A 17,230-nucleotide genomic window follows, 5' to 3' on the forward strand; every position below is an offset into this window, starting at 1 on the left:
CAGCAGAATTTTAATATTCCGATTGATAATATTTATTGTGTGAAGAGCAATGCGGTAAGATTAATAAAGAGACGCGTCAAATAATGTCTTACCTGCTTTCATCTGTGCACCGGTTGGATTGCGCTGCAAATAGATTCCAAAGTATACATGCCACTGTTAACAATGTGGCAGTATAGTGGTGATCGTAGGCACCTTCATTCTGCGCTATTTTGTTATGCAAAAGGAGCAATATTTATGCGTGGATTAACTTTAAATGGGCAGCAAGATGTATTTAGAGGATTAACGCCCACGATGCGTGTACTGACGGATGAGGAGATCTATGACGTCAGCGGCGGCGACCCCGGGGCGTCGTCTAGGAGATTATTCGCTTATGCGGAAGCCGCAGCGGGGGGTGCCCTTGGGGGTGCAATATCTGGGATTGAATTCGGCCCATTGGGCGCCCTTGGTTTCGGAATTCTAGGCGCAACCTATGGATTGGCTGGAGCGGGACTCCAAACGGCGTTCAACCAAGTTGCGTGGTTGAATATCTGGGGTTAAAAACCTAGTTAGCGCCCCGCTTTTTAGCTCTGCACATTATCGCCTTGGGCAAGAAGATCTCTTGCCCATTTATGGCTTCATGCATCATTTTACAAACCAAACGTGCTTTGGCAGGCAGGCATCATGAATCAGGCAAATGTTTTCAAGAATGGTCTTTATCACTGGAGGATATTGTTGGAATGCGGTGAGAAAATTTATTTCTACAACGGCTTCCTTCTGCCACTTTGTGTCGCAGTAGATAAAAGCGATCTGGCACTTTTCGATGAATCTTATAGCTACTGGCTTAAAAAAACATCAGCGATATTTTTTTTCCCCCCAATGATTATTTTTTGGCTTCTTCATGTGTCATCGGTGGGTTCATACGTGTATAACCACCCTATCTTGTATCTGTACTTCCCCGCGGTTATTGTTAATGTTGTTGATACGGTTCGTAAAGTTTTAAATTTATACATGCCGTATAAAAAAATATCCTTCAAGTTTCTGAACCCATTTTCAAAGGATTGCAGCTTTACCCATTATCCGAACTTTCTATCCGTGATCGTATTTCTGTGGGAATCCTATGTGTTGATCGTTTCGGTATTCCTCCTGGCCAAGGGCCCTGGAAACAGTTTCCTGATGAACGCTTTCTACCTGTTGTCCTTGTTCTTGGCGCTACCCCTAGCCTCCTTGTCAGGTGTTGGCGTATGGAAGCTGTTGCACCACGATTATTGAGTTCAATCAGAAGGGACAATGTTCCCCTTGGAGATGAGTAATGGGTGCTGGGAAAAGAATATTTTCGGAATTGGATGTTGCCAGCGTGCTTATCCGGTTTCCGGTTGGTTCCCACAGTTACTATCTATGTTGAATCGCCGTTTTCCCGAGCACAGGTGTTCTGCGCTGAACGTTTTTTTGGGAGATAACCGGATAAGCACGCATTAATCATTAATGCGTTAGATCAGGAACGGGGGACACATGGATAAGGAATGCATTCAAATAGATACCATATACGGTTCCGCATATTTAGCGATAGGAGAGAGATATTATCGGCCATTGAATTTATTGCCATTTATATTATTTCTGTCTTTCTCAAGCATGGTTATGCATACACTTGACAGTCCTAGGTATTTAAAAATATACAATTATTCCACTATTTATTTATCATTTTTTGCGTCTTCAATAATGACACTTATTATATGTGACGCATTTTTTTGCTATCAAAGCCATAAAAGCCAATAACTGGAATGCCGCGCTACTTAAAAGGAGAGTAAATTGGAGGTACTTGGAGCTTATGTTTATTGCTGTTTGCTCCCTAGCCTATGTGCTAACTCAAATTATATATAATTAAATAGCGCATATTGCACAGACCGCAAACCATTGCAAAATTGGTTTTTATTGGTTGCCTGGTAAACCGCTAAATTTCCACAATTACAGGTGGATTTTGCTAAACACCCTGCTGATATTCTGCCGTGCGGACATCTATATCAAGGAGAGCAATATGGAAAAAGTGGAGATATCTCGGCTCAAACCGATTTGGAACGCCTATAGCGTGCTGCAAAGCGCCGCTTGTCCAATAGCCGGAATAGGTGCATTATTCTTGTCTGTTATTATTATGGAAGTAGTCACCGGCCATTTCAATGACTTGCTGTTAGCGGCCGTTTCGCAATATTCTGCCACCCTTTTTGTTTTTTTAATTTCCGTCATTTTTGTATATGCTCCAGTGGCTGTATTCATGACGTTCCCGGTTAAAATGACAATCGATACTGAATTGCCAAAAGTTTATTGGGGTGACCATGTGGATGCGGTGTTGACGCAACTTGGGTTACACGAAAAAAAGTTAACCACAGGAACGATCCGGGTATTTTCTCCAAGAGCCAAGAGCATGCTAGCGGTGTGTGCATACGGGCAAGTGGTTTTTGACAACACAGAGGATGCCTCAATAGCGGTGACTGGTCCATTATTGTTGCTATATCGGCTGCGACGTCATTTGCTTTTTAGGAATGGTCATGGTGACGTTCCCAAAGAACGGTAACCCATTTTCATACCTGCCAATCCGGTTGGATCACACAGTTACTATATACATCTCTGATGTCTCGAAAGTGGCTATCGGACAATATGTAGAAGGTCAACCATGTCAATTCATTTGTAACATACCATATTATGATATAGCCCTCTATGACGAATCGGCTAACTAAATTCGTGAAAAACAGCATGCCAACACGTGACGATCAAACATTATTTCGCCCAGATGCGATCCAAAGCTCCGGGGCATCCTGGCTCGGTCCTATCCGCTTGGGTTCGCCCGTCCATCATCATGTCTACGCGGTCATAGCGCTATTCGTCACGCTGGCGATCATCCTGCTCCTGATTTTCGGTCATTACACGAGACACCTGGCCGTCACCGGCATACTGGTCCCGTCACAAGGCCTGTTAACGATATCCGCCCCTATTTCCGGCACGGTTGAAAAAGTGTTGGTGCATTCTGGCGAAAAGGTTCGCGCCGGTGCCCCATTGCTGGAAATCGCCAGCAACCCAGATAATCCTTCCGTGGGATTAGTGGCGACCATCATCGAACAATCCATCAATGCGGAAAAACGGGTTCTGAGCGGCAGCCTTTCCGCGGCGCGTTCTGTTTCCCGCATGCAGCAGACGGCCTTGCGGGACAAACTGCAACTTCTGCAGGCCCAACTGGCGGAAACGAGCGCCGAGATTGCCATCCAGCATCAGGATATTAACAGCACCGAGAAAGTGTTGCGGGAATTTATGAGCGTGCGAGGCAGGGGCCTCGTTTCGGATCCCGAACTCCAGCAGCAGCATCTCACGGTCTATAGTGCCGAGACGCAACTGGAAGGCCTTGAACGCCAGCGGACGGAACTTGCGCAGAACATCAGTAGCGCGACCCATCAACTGGGGGAGTTGCCATTGACGTCCTTGAACCAGGAAAACACCATCCGCAGCAAACTGGAAACGCTTCGTCAGGAACTGGCCAAAACCGCCGGCAGCAATGTTCTCCTCATACGCGCCCCCGCCAACGGCATTGTTTCCGCCATGACCGTCAACCCCGGCCAGGCCATCGCCGCCGGGCAACCCGTCTTATCCGTCATGCCGGCCGGGGATCCCCTGCGCGCCCAGTTGCTTGTGTCAAGCCAAGCCATCGGCTTTCTGACCGTAGGTGGGACGGTCGCATTGCATTACGCGGCCTTCCCCTACCGGGATTTTGGCACCTTCCATGGCACCGTGCGTAGCATTTCTGGTAGTGCACTAACGCCTGCGGAGATTGCCGCCCTCACCGGTGCCCATTCCACGGTCCCGCTCTATCGGATCATGGTCCAATTGCATCGTACCACCGTGGAAGTCCATGGCCGCCAAAAATCGCTACGTGCTGGCATGCAACTCCATGCAGAAATCACCCTCAATCGACTGCGCCTTATTCAATGGGTCTTTGAACCCCTGTATGGTCTCGGTCACGATCTCTTTCCGAATTCGCGGCATGCGGATCATTCCGCAGCAGCACCTTCACCGATCATCGCCCAGCCATCCCTGCCATGAAATTTTCCACTACTCTTCTCGATGGCCTACAGTTCGGCTTTGCTCGCCGCGTCCCGGTGATCCTCCAGTCCGAAGCGTCGGAGTGCGGTCTCGCCTGTCTGGCCATGATTGCTGGTTATCATGGCTTGCAGATCGACCTCTTCACCCTGCGGCGTCAGCACGCGATTTCCCTGAAGGGCGCGACCCTGGCACAACTCCTCCAGATCGCCGGAAACCTGCACCTCGACAGTCGTCCCCTGCGCCTGGAAATTGCCGATCTCTCCCGCCTGACCCTGCCCTGTATCCTCCACTGGGACATGAACCATTTTGTTGTCCTGACCAAAGTCGATACCCAGGGAATCACGATCCACGATCCCGCCCGCGGCGTGCGGCGCGTACCCTGGTCGGAAGTATCCGCTTCGTTTACCGGCGTGGCGCTGGAACTCCTGCCCGCCGCAAATTTCGAGCCCGCGACCCATAAGCCGGCAATCTCTCTGCGCGCCTTGACCGGCCCCATCCAGGGCTTGCGTGGGGCGCTGCTCCGGATTTTCCTGCTCGCCTTGGTGTTGGAGGTGTTGGGTGTCCTCGGTCCGTTCTACATGCAATGGATCATTGATGAGGTCCTGGTGGTCAACGACCACTCCTTGTTGACCCTGCTGGGCATCGCCTATCTCTTCGTCACGGCCTTTTCGACACTCTTCTTCGCGCTGCGCTCGTGGGTCGTGATCCACATCAATGCCACCCTGGGCGTCCAGTGGGCAGCGAACATATTTTCTCATCTTTTGCGCTTGCCTCTGGATTTTTTCGAGAAACGTCATATTGGGGACGTGGTGTCGCGTTACGGCGCCATCCAGAACATCCGTCGCACCATCACCACCAATCTCGTGTCCGCCGTGCTCGATGGCATCATGGCTGTCGCTATCCTGATCGTCATCGCCATCTACAGTTTTCGATTGACGGCCATCGTTGTGGGGGTCTTCGTACTATACCTGCTCCTGCGCCAGGTCGCCTACTTTCCTCTGCGGGCGGTGACCGAACGGCATATCTTCGCTGCAGCCAAACAACAGACCTACCTATTGGAAGCCATTCGCGGCGTCCAAACCCTCAAGCTGTTCAACCTGGAGGAAAACCGCACCGCTCGCTATGCCAATCTGATCGTCGAGACGACCAACCAGGATGTTCGTGTACAGCAGCTTTCCACGCTGTTTGGGTCAGCCCAGAAACTGCTGGGTGGCTTAGGGCACATCGTCATCATCTGGCTCGCCGCCCTGATGGTCAGGAAAAATCAGTTCACCGTTGGCATGCTTGTCGCCTACGCGACCTTTGCCAGCCAGTTCCTGAGCCGTGGGGACGGGCTCATCAATGCCTGGATAGACCTCAAAATGCTCCGTCTCTATGGCGAAAGACTGGCGGATATTGCCCTGACCCCGCCCGAGGCGCATATCCTGCCGGTTTATGAGGGACCGGACCCGGAACCCAGCCTGGAACTGCAGCAGGTCAGCTTTCGCTATACCACAGAGGATCCATGGATCCTGAAAGGATGCCAACTCACCGTGAAAACGGGCCAATCGGTGGCCATTATCGGCCCATCCGGTTGCGGCAAGACCACCCTGGTGAAATTGCTCCTGGGACTGATCGCCCCGGAAGAGGGGGTGATCCGCATGGGCGGCATTGATATTCACAAGCTCGGGTTACGTCGCTACCGTGCCATGGTGGCTGCGGTCATGCAGTCGGATCAATTGTTCGCTGGCAGTATTGCCGACAATATCGCACTCGCATCTCCCGAAGCCCACCCCAGTGAAATCGAACAGGCCGCCCGGATGGCCGGGATCCACGAGCAGATCGCCGCCATGCCCATGGGCTACCGCACCCTGGTCGGAGATATGGGATCGGCCCTCTCCGGCGGGGAGAAACAACGCATCATTCTGGCACGCGCCTTGTTCAAAAAACCCAGGGTACTGATCCTCGATGAGGCCACCAGCCATTTGGATGTGGTACGGGAAAGATACATCAACGACACTGTCAGCCACCTGAGTATCACCCGCATCGTCATCGCCCATCGTCCCGAGACGATTTTGCAGTGCCAGCTCATTTATGGTCTCGCGGGCGGAACCTTGCATGCAATCACGCCAGAGCAGTTCAAGGAAAGTGTGGCGGTCATTCAATCAACAGCACCCGCAGCCTCATGAAAAAGCAAAGTTCCAGATTTCAGGTCATAGCCCCATGCGTTCGGCGATATTGAACGTTTTGCGCTTGCCCCTGATTCGCGGACCTACCCCAAAGGGGTTTTCTTCCTGCATCGCATTGTTCCTGGTTTTGTGTCTGTCCTGGTCGGATCCGGGGTTGGCCACAGATTTCCTGTATCCGGCACATGGTTTTTTTTCTGACCCCTGGGGCACAGGGGAAGGGTTGCCAGCCCTCGGCGCTTACACCACCGGGCGTCACGGACTCCCCGAACCAGCCTTGCCGGGAACCCCGGGATCGAAAATACTCGCGCATTTGCGCTCCTTGCCCGCACTCACCAACTGGGCTCTGCTGCACAACCCGCAAACCGCTTCGGCTTGGGCCGGTCTGGGGGCACAAGCGGCCGCCCTGGGTATCGCCAAAGGACTGTGGCTACCGACCGTGAGTGTCGGGATCGGCGGCCAGCGCAGCGGCGACATACTGAGCCGTGGCTTCAGCCCGCCGCTCGCCAACACCATGAACGCTACGCTTAGCCTCAACGAAGTGTTGTATGACTTCGGGCAACGCGCCGCCGCTATCAGCAAAGCAGAATCGGCTGTACTCATCGCACGCTACGAGGCCAACGCCGCAATCCAGCAGGTGGCCCTCACGGTTGCCAACGCCTACTACGCCCTCGCTGGAGCGGAAGCCCGAGTGCGCGTATACCGCCAAGGCGTAAAGGAGGCGCAAACCATCTACGCAGACACGCGCCTGCAATACCGCGCGCATCTCAAGCCCATCACGGATATGTACCAAGCCCAGACGGAACGGTCTCAGGCACGGGAGCAGTTGGTCATCGCGCAGGGTACCGAGCAATCCGACCGGGGTGCGCTGGCCCAAGCTGCAGGTTTGCCGGTGGCCATGCACCTTCCCATCGGTACGTTACAATCGCCGCGGCAAAGATTGTCCATCGGCATCCGTCGCTGGTTACGGTCCGCGGTCAGGAAAAATCCTTCCATACTCAGCGATCTCGCCACAATCCGGGAAGCGCGCGAAGCCATTTTCCAGGCGGAGGCGCAAGGGCTGCCCTCCATTTCCCTGGTGGGAAACCTCGGGCAGAATCAGTATCAAAGCCAGCAACCCAACGTGAAAATCTACAGCGTTGGATTACAACTCAATATCCCTTTCGATACCAACTTTACTACCGAATACCAAGTAAAGGAGGATCGTGCGCTCTATCGCCAAGCGCATGCGCAGGCCCGGCAGGAAACGGACACGATCCTGCTGGAGGTCTGGCAGGCTTATGCCGGGCTGAAAAGCGCCATGGGCGCCTACGTGAACGCGCAGCAGCAGGTAATCAGCGCGAAAAACGCCCTGTCCGGCATCCGCACCGAATATCGTATCGGCCTGGCGAACATCTTGGAGTTAATCACGGCGGAGCAGAATCTTATTCAGGCACGCACCACCCGTGCGTCGGAACTCGCCAATTATTACGAATATCAGGCGGACCTATACAGATACGCGGGACTGATACCGGATCGCAGTCGATAATTGTCAGGAAGAAGCCGCGTTTCTGTTCGGCCGAGGAACTGATAGTATCTATCCAGCAGCAGCCCGGGACGATTTTTGAAGGCGAGCGCATGGAACTTGGGAAGTCGGGGTTGTTTCTCCAGGCCGGTAGGGCGCAGCGGACAGAAAAGCCGGACATGCGCGTTGTTTGGCAAACGGTGTCTTTACTCGTCCTATTTTTCGCCATACCGGCTTGGGGATCAGGGACAGGGCGCGTCGTGCCCATCCTGCTCTATCATCGTTTTGGTCCCGTGCTGCGAGATGCCATGACCGTTCGCACGATGGTCTTCGCGGCACAGATGGAATACCTGAGGAGCCATGGCTACCGGATTGTCCCGCTCAAGGAAGTCGTGGCATATATTCGTGGCGTTGGACCCCCTCCCCCTCCCCATTCCGTGGTGATCACCGCGGATGACGGGCACCAGTCGGTGTACACGGACATGTTTCCCCTGGTGCAGCGTTACCATATTCCGGTGACGCTCTTCATCTATCCCTCCGCCATATCCCGGGCGTCTTACGCCCTGACCTGGGATGAGTTGCGGATCATGCATGACTCCGGGCTCGTGAATATCCAGTCCCACACCTATTGGCATCCGAACTTCAAGATAGAAAAGAAACGTCTTTCCCCCCAGGCATACGAGAAGTTCGTGGCCATGCAGTTGGAAAAGTCCAGGGCGAAGCTCGATCAGGAACTGGGGATCAAGGTGGACATGCTCGCCTGGCCCTACGGGATCTACAACGAGGAGCTCATCAAGAGCGCTGCTACGGCGGGATATATCGCCGCCTTCACCATGGTAAGGGCGCCTGCCGGGCCATCGGATAACGTGATGGCCCTCCCGCGCTATCTGGTCACGGACCAGGATACGGGCAAGACATTGGGAAGACTGTTGACCACGGACTCCGGATAAGCGAGGTGAGCGTGAAGGGTTATAAAAACATAAAAAACATTTGCGCTTCGTTACTTGCAGCCTTGTTGCTCGTCTCTGGGAACGCTGCCGCCTACAGCGGGATGGTCGTGGACGCATTGACGTGCAACCCGATCCCAGGGGCATTTGTAACCTTGGGTGATTCGGTCGTACGTACGGCCCGGGATGGCCATTTTCAGATCAGCGGGCAAGGGACCGTGCTTGGCCTCAGGGCCTACGGCTACCGGCGTCGCGAGGTCCCCGTCGGAGATCTCAAGGAGGATGAAACCCTATCCCTCGCGCCTTTCAAACCCAAGGCCCTTTATTTGTCTTCCTACGGAGCGGCCAACACGCGCCTGCGGGAATCCGCTCTTGATATCATCGGCAAGACAGACCTCAACGCCGTGGTGATCGATGTAAAAAGTGACCGGGGAATGATTGCGTACAAGACCGACGTTCCTCTGGCGACGGAGATCGGCGCCCAAAAAATGATCACCATCAAACATATCAAGCGACTAATGGACGATTTGCACCAAGAAGGCATCTACACCATTGCCAGGATCGTGGTTTTCAAGGACAACGTCCTCGCATTGGCGCGGCCGGATCTGGCCGTCAGGACCGCGGGCGGTGCCATCTGGAAGGATCGGGAGGGCCTCGCCTGGACCGATCCTTTCAGCAAGCAGGTATGGGACTACAACATCGACGTCGCCGTCGCGGCCGCCAAGGACGGATTCGACGAGATCCAGTTCGACTACGTCCGCTTTCCCGACGCCAAGGGCTTGGTGTTTTCCCGGTCGACTACCGAGGAAAGCCGGGTTTCGGCAATTTCCGGCTTCCTCGCGGAGGCCCGCAAGCGCTTGATCCCATATAACGTCTTCCTTTCTGCGGATATTTTTGGTTACGTGATCTGGAACCGCAACGACACCGGGATCGGCCAAAACCTGGAGGAGATGGCGCAGCAGGTCGATTATATCTCTCCCATGCTCTATCCATCGGGCTTTCAGTACGGTATCCCCGGCTACCCCAACCCCGTTCTCCATCCGCACCAGATAGTCTACCTCTCCCTTCGCAAGGCCGAGGAAAGGACGGGGTTGCCGCCGGTCCGCTTCCGCCCCTGGCTGCAGGCATTTCGTGACTACGCCTTTGGCGGGAAACCCTTCGGGGGCGAGGAGATCGCGGCGCAGATCGATGCGGCGCAGACTTTCGGATCGGACGGATGGATGTTGTGGAACCCCCGTAATGTCTATACTACGGCAGGACTCCCTTCGAAGTCGGGGATGGTGACAACCATTCGCGAAGGCCACCTGAGCAATCCTGGAGGGATCGGGACGGGAATATGTTCACGCAACACGCCAGTAAAAATGACGCATCTCGCGCGCTGACCTGGAAAGGCGCCCTATGGGCTCTGGTGTTCTTCGTCTTGCTGTGTACGGGCATCTTATCCGCCCAGGCGGGTGCTGACCCGGAAAGGCTTCATCGGGCGGACTTGTCCGGCATCGCACAGATCGTTCAGAAGGAGATCCAGAGCGGCAGGATTCCCGGAGCCGTCGTACTCGTGGGCAACGAGGGCCGGATCGTCTACCGCCAGGCCTTCGGCTATGCCGCGCTGTGGCCCGAAAGAATCCCCATGAGTGTCGGGACACTGTTCGATCTGGCGTCCCTCACCAAGGTCGTCGCGACCACTACTGCCGTGATGCAACTCGTGGAACAGGGAAAGTTGGCGCTTGACACCCCCGCGGCCCGGTACTGGCCGGCCTTTGGGGAGAACGGCAAGGAAGCCATTACGGTACGGGAACTGCTCACCCATTACTCGGGGTTGGCCCCAGACCTCAACCCGAGAACCCCATGGCGCGGTTACCGGGGGGCGCTTGGGGCAATCATCGCGGAAAAGCCGGTGGCGGCGCCCGGCAGCCGTTACCTTTACAGCGATATCAATTTCGAGGCCCTCGGCGCAATCGTTCAGCGGGTTTCCGGCGAGTCGCTCGATGTCTACTGCGCAAAGCACATCTTCGGACCGCTGGGCATGCTGCAAACGACTTTTCGTCCACCCGCATGGGAACGATATCGCATTGCGCCCACGGAATACCTGGGTGGTAAACTGCGCTGGGGCAAGGTGCATGATCCCACGGCCTACCGCATGGGAGGGGTCTCGGGCCACGCCGGACTGTTTTCCACCGCCGGTGATCTCGCGATTTTTGCGCAGATGCTTCTGAACGGTGGCGCCCTGCATGACATTCGAATATTGGACCGGCGTTCCGTAGGGCAGATGACCGTCCCCCAATCCCCCCCCGGAAAGGTGCGGCTGCGCGGGCTGGGCTGGGATCTGGCCGCGCCCTTCGCTCCCAACCGTGACGACCTCCTGCCGGTGGGCGCCTATGATCACACCGGCTTTACCGGGACGCTCCTGTGGATCGACCCGGTATCCAGAACCTATGTGATCATCCTGACCAACCGCGTCTATCCCTTCGGCAAGGGCAACGCCGGCCCTCTCAGGAAAGCGGTGGTCCAACTGCTTTCTTCCCATCTCGGCCCCCTGACTGACGCCGAGGTGGAGGCCAGCCGTCCGCGCCTTGGCCGCTATTATGCGCTGGTAAACCGGCCAGATGTGGGGCCGAGCAAGGTGCAAACCGGCATGGGAGGCCCGAAACGCCACTATGTGCAGCAGTTTTCGGGTAATCGTCCGGTGCGTGGATAGATCGTCCGTTACTGCGTAAGGCGGTCAGCGGTTTCCAACAACCGGATGTCGATTCTCGGAACGGCAGGGATCGGTCATGGGCGGCGGATTCATGTTGATCAGCGGCGCCAGTTCCTGCAACGCCTGCCAGTAGACGCGGCGTTTGAAGGAAATGATTTCATTCACCGGCATCCAGTAATCCACCCAGCGCCAGTCCTCGAACTCCGGCTGCCGGGTGCGCAGATTGATTTCCGCCTCTTCGCCCTCAAAACGGAGTAAAAACCAGATCTGCTTCTGCCCGCGATAGCGGCGCCGCGAGACGCGATGGCGGGCGCAGGGCACTTCATAGCGCAGCCAGCCCCGCGTCCTTCCGATGATGCAGACCTTGGCGGTCCCCACTTCTTCTTCCAGCTCACGGAACATCGCCTGCTCCGGCGTTTCTGCATAATCGATGCCGCCCTGGGGAAACTGCCAGGCATTTTCACCCCGGCGTTTGGCCCACAACACCTGGTTCTGTTCGTTACAAATGATCATGCCCACATTGGGGCGATAGCCGTCTGCGTCTATCATGTTCATCGTCTCTGCCGATGCCTTTTATATTGGCAATATAACACGCTGCAGGGCCAGCGTCAGTCCAATTTCGCCTCCAGGGCGCCTTCAGACCATGTGCAGCAGTTCCAGCGGATAGCGTTGGCCCGCCCGATAATCCGCCATGCAGCGCTGGACCATGACGCTGCGCATCTCTCCCTCGCGCGCCGCCATCTCCTCCGGGGTCAGCCATACCGGACCGATGATGCCCGCATCCAGCGCGCGGCTCGTGTCCCTGGTGCCGAGGTGTCCGCCGAAGGCGAAGCGCAGGTAAGTCAGGTTTTTCGCAGGATATTCCCAGTGATAAATACCGGTCAGATATTCCGGCCGGAAGAAGTGGCCGGTTTCCTCCAGGGTTTCACGGGTAACCGCCTCCAGCAGCGTTTCACCAGGATCCCAGTGGCCGGCAGGCTGGTTGAAACAGCGCCGCCCATCTACCACCTCTTCCACCAACAGGAAACGGCCGTTCTCCTCTGCGACGGCGGCTACCGTCACATGGGGTGTCCAGATCATGGAATTTCCTCCGTCATACGCTCTGCCACCGTGAGTTCACGCCACTGACCGGCCGGGAGATCGTCCAGCAAAAAAGGGCCGTAGGCCTCCCGATGCAGAGTCAGCACGAGATTATCCAGCGCCGCGAACATCCGGCGGACTTCATGATAACGCCCCTCCGTCAGGGTCAGCCGGACCTCGCGCTCTGTCAGGCAGTGCAACGCGGCAGGGCGACAGGGTGTGTCTTCACCGTCCAGCATCAGGGTTCCCGCGGCCAGGATGTCCGCCGCGTCACTCCGCAACGGCTCCTGCAGGGTCACCCGATATACCCGGGGAATGGCACGGCGGGGGCTCGTCCAGTGGTGCAGCCAGTCACCGTCATCGGTGAGCAGCAGGACCCCACTGGTCTCCCGGTCAAGCCGACCGACACTGCTCAGCGCTGGTCGCCGATAGCGCCAGCGCAGGGGAAAATCCTGATAGATGGCGCGGGGATCATCGTGAGCACAGACCTTCCCCAGAGGTTTATGATAGAGCAGATAGAAAGCATGGGGATGATCAATGGGCTCCTCATCCACCCAAACCTCGGCCGCATTCACCTTGGCAGACGCCTTGCGCAGCAGTTCCCCAGCCACGCGCACGCGCCCCTCGCGCAACAGGTCGCGCACTTCGGAGCGGCTGCAATACCCTAGGCGGGACAGTAAATGATCCATACGCTCGGCAGATTTTTGCATAGGACGCAGTTTAGCCTGTCGGACAGGCTGACGAAAAGCCATGAAGCTCCTATGATGTCGGGGTGACGGACAACGGAGCAGACCATGGCAGCTGAATACACCCTTCCCCCGGAGTGGGCCCCCCAGCAGTCGGTACAACTCACCTGGCCGCACCCGGATACCGACTGGGGGCCGCGCCTGGAGAGCGTGCTGCCCGTCTTCGCCCGCATTGCCCGCGAAATCAGCCTCCGCGAAGACGTACTCATTGCCTGCCATGATCCGGCCAGCATCGAGGTCTGCAGGCAATACCTGCATCAGGCGGGTGCCAATCTATTCCGCTGCCACCTGCACACAGTCCCCAGCAATGACTCCTGGGCGCGCGACCACGGTCCCATTACCCTGAAAAATGCTGCTGGACAGCATAAACTGATGGATTTCGCCTTTAACGCCTGGGGCCTGAAATTTCGCGCTGATTTAGATAATCAGATCACCCGTCACCTGCATGCTCAGGGTGCCTTTGGTGCGGCAGCGCTGGAAATTTCCGGCATGGTGCTGGAAGGTGGCAGCATTGAAAGCGACGGCCAGGGCACCTTGCTGACCACGAGTGCGTGCCTGCTTTCGCCCAACCGCAATCCGCAATGGTCCGCGGCACAGATCGCAGACGCCCTGTGCGCCCAGCTCGGTGTGGAACGCGTCCTCTGGCTGCATAGCGGCCATCTGGAAGGAGATGACACGGATGCCCACATCGACACCCTTGCCCGTTTCTGCAACCCCCATACCATCGCCTATCAGAGTTGCGACGACCCTGACGACAGTCATTTCGCCCCGCTCCAGCAGATGGCGGCTGAACTCAGCGCGTTCCGCAACCGGGATGGCGCACCGTATCACCTGATTCCTCTGCCTTGGGCACAGGCGCAGTGGGACGGTGACGGCACCCGTCTGCCCCTCAGCTATGCCAACTTTCTCATTCTCAACTCTGCCCTGCTCCTGCCGACTTACGATGATCCCGCCGACACGGTGGCACAGGATCGCCTGCAACACGCCTTCCCCGATCGGGAAGTAATCGCCATTCCCTGCATCGAACTGGCTCGCCAGCATGGCAGCCTGCACTGCGTAACCATGCAGTTACCGCGCTGAGAATGGAGCATTGGGCGCGCCACAAACCACATTATATAATTATATGCATATATAGAACATTGCAATAAATAAATTGACTTTTATCAATTCCCCCTCGGCACCAAGGCGCGTAGCATATCACCATATAATGACATACTAAACTCATTATATTATTAAAAACATAGCGCTTATTGTGCACAGGAGGCCTTCAAATGGCTTGGCAGTTTCCAAAAATGACCCGCCGTACCTTTCTTAAAAGCACCAGCGTCAGCGCCGTGGGCGCGACGCTCTACCATCCCGACTGGATCAAACTGGCTGGCCCCACGCATCCCGACGCTGCCGACCACTTCGCCCACTCCATCTGCAACTACTGCTCTTCCTTTTGCTCGCTGCGTATTACCGTCGCGGAGAAAAAAGGCAAGCAGCGCATCATGAAGCTGGGCGGCAACCCCAACTCCACCCTCAACGGCGACAAGATCTGCGCCCGCGGCCAATCGGGCTTACGGCAGGTCTACAGCGCCAACCGTATCAAGACGCCCCTCATCCGCGTGGCGGGCAGCAAGCGCGGCGAGATGAAATTCCGTTCGGCAACCTGGGAAGAAGCTTGGGATTATATCGCCCAGAAGAGCAAAAGCATCAAGCCCTGGGAGTGGACGGTTTACGGCGGCTGGAGCACCTGCTCCTTCTATGTGCCCCATACCATTGCCTTCACCTCTGCCATCCAGTGCCCCAACCTCATCACCTCGCCCACCCAAAACTGCGTCTTTGACGGTCACCTCGGCACCAATTCCATGATCGGCAATTTTGTCGTGCATGGTGAAAACATCGAGGATTACGAAAACAGCGATTACATCCTTTCCATCATCGGCAATGCCTGCATCGGCGGCGTCTCCACCTGCCGGGCCGTGCGCTTTTCCGCAGGCAAGGAAAAGGGTGCCAAGGTCGTCGTTCTTGACCCGCGCGCCTCGGAAACAGCGGCCAAGGCGGATGAGTGGTATGCCATCAAACCCGGCACCGATCTCGATTTCACCTTGGCCATGCTCCGCGAGATGATGAATAACGGCTGGTATGATGAGGACTTTCTCGTCAGCCACAGCAACATGCCCTTCCTGGTGCGCAAAAATGCCCACAACGCCTGGGAACTCTATCTCTCGGCGCAAAAAGAACCCGCCGTCATCGACGCCAAGAGCGGTCAGGTGGTCTTTCTCCCCGCCTTCAGCAACTACAATCTGCAAGGCAGCAACGGCAACAGCGTGACCCCCCTGCTTCGCGCACCCCAAGGCTTTACCCACAATGGCGAGGCCATGCTGACGGTCTTTGACGCCCAGCATCAGGAGCTTCAGCCCTATACCCCGGAATGGGCAGCGGCCAATACCGGCATCAGCGCCGACGATATCCGCAAAATCGCCCGGGAGTTCTCTACGGCCAAATCCCCCATCGTCATCCCCGGCTGGTCCGGCGCCCGTTACGGCAACATCCAGATGTTGCGCAGGGTGCAGGCCATGATACAGACCCTGAAAGGTAGGCTGGATGTGCCCGGTGGCTGGATCTTCGGAGGTGATTACCGGGAACAGGTGCGCAACATGTGGGCGCAAAAGGACAACCCCAAGGCTCCGCCACTGGCGAGCCTTGCGGGTATGCCTTTCGTCTACTGGGCCGCCAATGCGGCGGCCAATCCGGGGAGCCATGACCACGGTTATCCGGCCTGGGCGGCGGTGCATCGCGATCAGACCCCCAAGGATTCCCCGGACTGGGCGGCCTTCCCTTTCACCACCGAGGTGGGGCTGGATTCCGCCATCAAGGGCAAACTCACCTGGAAGGGCGCTCCCTATCTATGCAAGGCGATCCTCCTGAACGGTACCAATCCCATGCGCGATGCGCCAGAGGGCTTTTGGCAGGAGGCGTTCACCCACCCCAACATGGAACTGGTAGTGGTCATGGATGTCATGCCCGCGGATACCGTCGCCTATGCCGACGTGGTGCTGCCCGAGCTCACGTATCTGGAACGGGACGAACCCGCTATTTACGGCAATGGCGTCAACCCCGACAATATGCTGATCACCCGCTATCAGGCTATTCCACCAGCCTACGACAACGTCATCCTGACCGACGCCTTCCTGAAATTGACGGAAGTCCTGACCGGCAGTTCCGAGCCCTATTACCAGTCCGTGCAGGATTTAATGGGTATTCCCGCGGCCCGGCTCAAGGCCCTTACCGAGGAAAAGCGCGCCAAGGGTATCCAGAATCCCTTCACCATGGCCCTTCGCCAGATGGATTTTGAAGCCAAGGCCAAAGGCCTCGGCATCACGCCGCAAAAGCTCGATGCGGTATTACGCGAGAAGGGAGTCTATCCGGTGGCCAAGGCGGACGAACTCATCGCCAACTACGGGATGCCGCGCAAGATGGCCTTGCCAACGCCCAGCGGGCGCGCCGAGTTCTACAGCAACCTCTACGGTCAATTGCGGGAGCAGTTTGGCCTCTGGGATAACCCTTATTTTTCGGTACTGGCCACCCACATTCCCGCCGACTGTCGACCGGGCAGCAAGGCACCCATGGCCGATGACGAGTTCTATTTTACCTTCGGCATGGTACCCGTGGTTTCCCATTGTTCGCCGAACAACGATTTCCAACCCTTGGTGAGCATCAGCAAGTTCCGCGGCGACATTTATACGGGTCTATGGGTGCACAGTCAGCGTGCCGGCAAACTCGGACTGAAGGAAGGCGACAAGGTATGGGTGACCAACCAACTCACGCAGCAGAAGGCCGAGGCATCGGTTCATGTCACCCGCCTCGTCCGGGAAGATACCGTCTTTCTCTACAGTGGCTATGGCGACCAGAATCCGGCCCTCACCCATGGCTATCGCATGGGCACGGCCCTGAACAAAATCACGCCCGACTTCATCGAACCGGTGAGCGGCGGTTTCCGCTCCCAGGAATTCACCGTGCGCCTCGAGCGCGCCTGAGGAATCTGT

13 protein-coding genes are annotated in these 17,230 nt (G+C 56.4%); 10 read left to right on the forward strand and 3 right to left on the reverse strand.

Annotated elements, in window-relative coordinates; genetic code table 11:
• Positions 1 to 660 precede the first annotated feature (660 nt).
• From AFE_RS09980 to AFE_RS10015, 8 genes are all read left to right on the forward strand, one after another.
• Complete coding sequence (locus AFE_RS09980; RefSeq protein WP_012537020.1) at positions 661 to 1,248, forward strand: hypothetical protein; 588 nt, start codon at positions 661 to 663, stop codon at positions 1,246 to 1,248.
• Between the two features lie 763 nt (positions 1,249 to 2,011).
• Positions 2,012 to 2,545 carry a hypothetical protein gene (locus AFE_RS09985; RefSeq protein ID WP_012537021.1) on the forward strand — a complete coding sequence of 178 codons (534 nt, stop codon included), beginning with the start codon at positions 2,012 to 2,014 and terminating at the stop codon, positions 2,543 to 2,545.
• 179 nt (positions 2,546 to 2,724) lie between these two features.
• Positions 2,725 to 4,062 carry an HlyD family efflux transporter periplasmic adaptor subunit gene (locus AFE_RS09990; RefSeq protein ID WP_012607330.1) on the forward strand — a complete coding sequence of 446 codons (1,338 nt, stop codon included), beginning with the start codon at positions 2,725 to 2,727 and terminating at the stop codon, positions 4,060 to 4,062.
• On the forward strand, positions 4,059 to 6,230 hold the full coding sequence (locus AFE_RS09995) for a peptidase domain-containing ABC transporter (RefSeq protein WP_012537023.1): 2,172 nt from the start codon (positions 4,059 to 4,061) through the stop codon (positions 6,228 to 6,230). The genes AFE_RS09990 and AFE_RS09995 overlap by 4 nt, the downstream gene beginning before the upstream one ends.
• A gap of 154 nt (positions 6,231 to 6,384) precedes the next feature.
• Complete coding sequence (locus tag AFE_RS10000; protein WP_226833838.1) at positions 6,385 to 7,755, forward strand: TolC family protein; 1,371 nt, start codon at positions 6,385 to 6,387, stop codon at positions 7,753 to 7,755.
• A gap of 89 nt (positions 7,756 to 7,844) precedes the next feature.
• Positions 7,845 to 8,681, forward strand: coding sequence for a polysaccharide deacetylase family protein (locus AFE_RS10005; RefSeq protein WP_012537025.1), 837 nt, complete (start codon positions 7,845 to 7,847; stop codon positions 8,679 to 8,681).
• 152 nt (positions 8,682 to 8,833) lie between these two features.
• Positions 8,834 to 10,060 (forward strand): putative glycoside hydrolase, encoded by a 1,227-nt coding sequence (locus AFE_RS10010; RefSeq protein WP_009560702.1) that lies wholly within the window; start codon positions 8,834 to 8,836, stop codon positions 10,058 to 10,060.
• Complete coding sequence (locus AFE_RS10015; protein WP_012537027.1) at positions 10,015 to 11,373, forward strand: serine hydrolase domain-containing protein; 1,359 nt, start codon at positions 10,015 to 10,017, stop codon at positions 11,371 to 11,373. The genes AFE_RS10010 and AFE_RS10015 overlap by 46 nt, the downstream gene beginning before the upstream one ends.
• Positions 11,374 to 11,397: 24 nt before the next feature.
• On the opposite strand, the gene AFE_RS10020 is transcribed toward AFE_RS10015, so the two are convergent.
• The 3 genes from AFE_RS10020 to AFE_RS10030 form a co-directional block, all read right to left on the reverse strand.
• Positions 11,398 to 11,922, reverse strand: coding sequence for an RNA pyrophosphohydrolase (locus tag AFE_RS10020; RefSeq protein ID WP_012537028.1), 525 nt, complete (start codon positions 11,920 to 11,922; stop codon positions 11,398 to 11,400).
• An 87-nt stretch (positions 11,923 to 12,009) separates the two neighbouring features.
• The gene (locus AFE_RS10025) at positions 12,010 to 12,453 is read right to left on the reverse strand and encodes an NUDIX hydrolase (RefSeq protein WP_012537029.1); all 444 of its coding nucleotides are present in this window, start codon (positions 12,451 to 12,453) and stop codon (positions 12,010 to 12,012) included.
• A complete protein-coding gene (locus tag AFE_RS10030) occupies positions 12,450 to 13,205 on the reverse strand; it encodes a pseudouridine synthase (protein ID WP_012607334.1) in 756 nt (251 codons plus the stop codon). The genes AFE_RS10025 and AFE_RS10030 overlap by 4 nt, the downstream gene beginning before the upstream one ends.
• 42 nt (positions 13,206 to 13,247) lie before the next feature.
• On the opposite strand from AFE_RS10030, the gene AFE_RS10035 reads away from it, so the two are divergent.
• Together AFE_RS10035 and AFE_RS10040 are read left to right on the forward strand one after the other, a co-directional pair.
• On the forward strand, positions 13,248 to 14,279 hold the full coding sequence (locus tag AFE_RS10035) for an agmatine deiminase family protein (RefSeq protein ID WP_012537031.1): 1,032 nt from the start codon (positions 13,248 to 13,250) through the stop codon (positions 14,277 to 14,279).
• Positions 14,280 to 14,470: 191 nt separating this feature from the next.
• Positions 14,471 to 17,221 carry a molybdopterin-dependent oxidoreductase gene (locus AFE_RS10040; protein WP_012537032.1) on the forward strand — a complete coding sequence of 917 codons (2,751 nt, stop codon included), beginning with the start codon at positions 14,471 to 14,473 and terminating at the stop codon, positions 17,219 to 17,221.
• Positions 17,222 to 17,230 lie beyond the last annotated feature (9 nt).

Source organism: Acidithiobacillus ferrooxidans ATCC 23270, assembly GCF_000021485.1.
Classification (GTDB): Bacteria; Pseudomonadota; Gammaproteobacteria; order Acidithiobacillales; family Acidithiobacillaceae; genus Acidithiobacillus; species Acidithiobacillus ferrooxidans.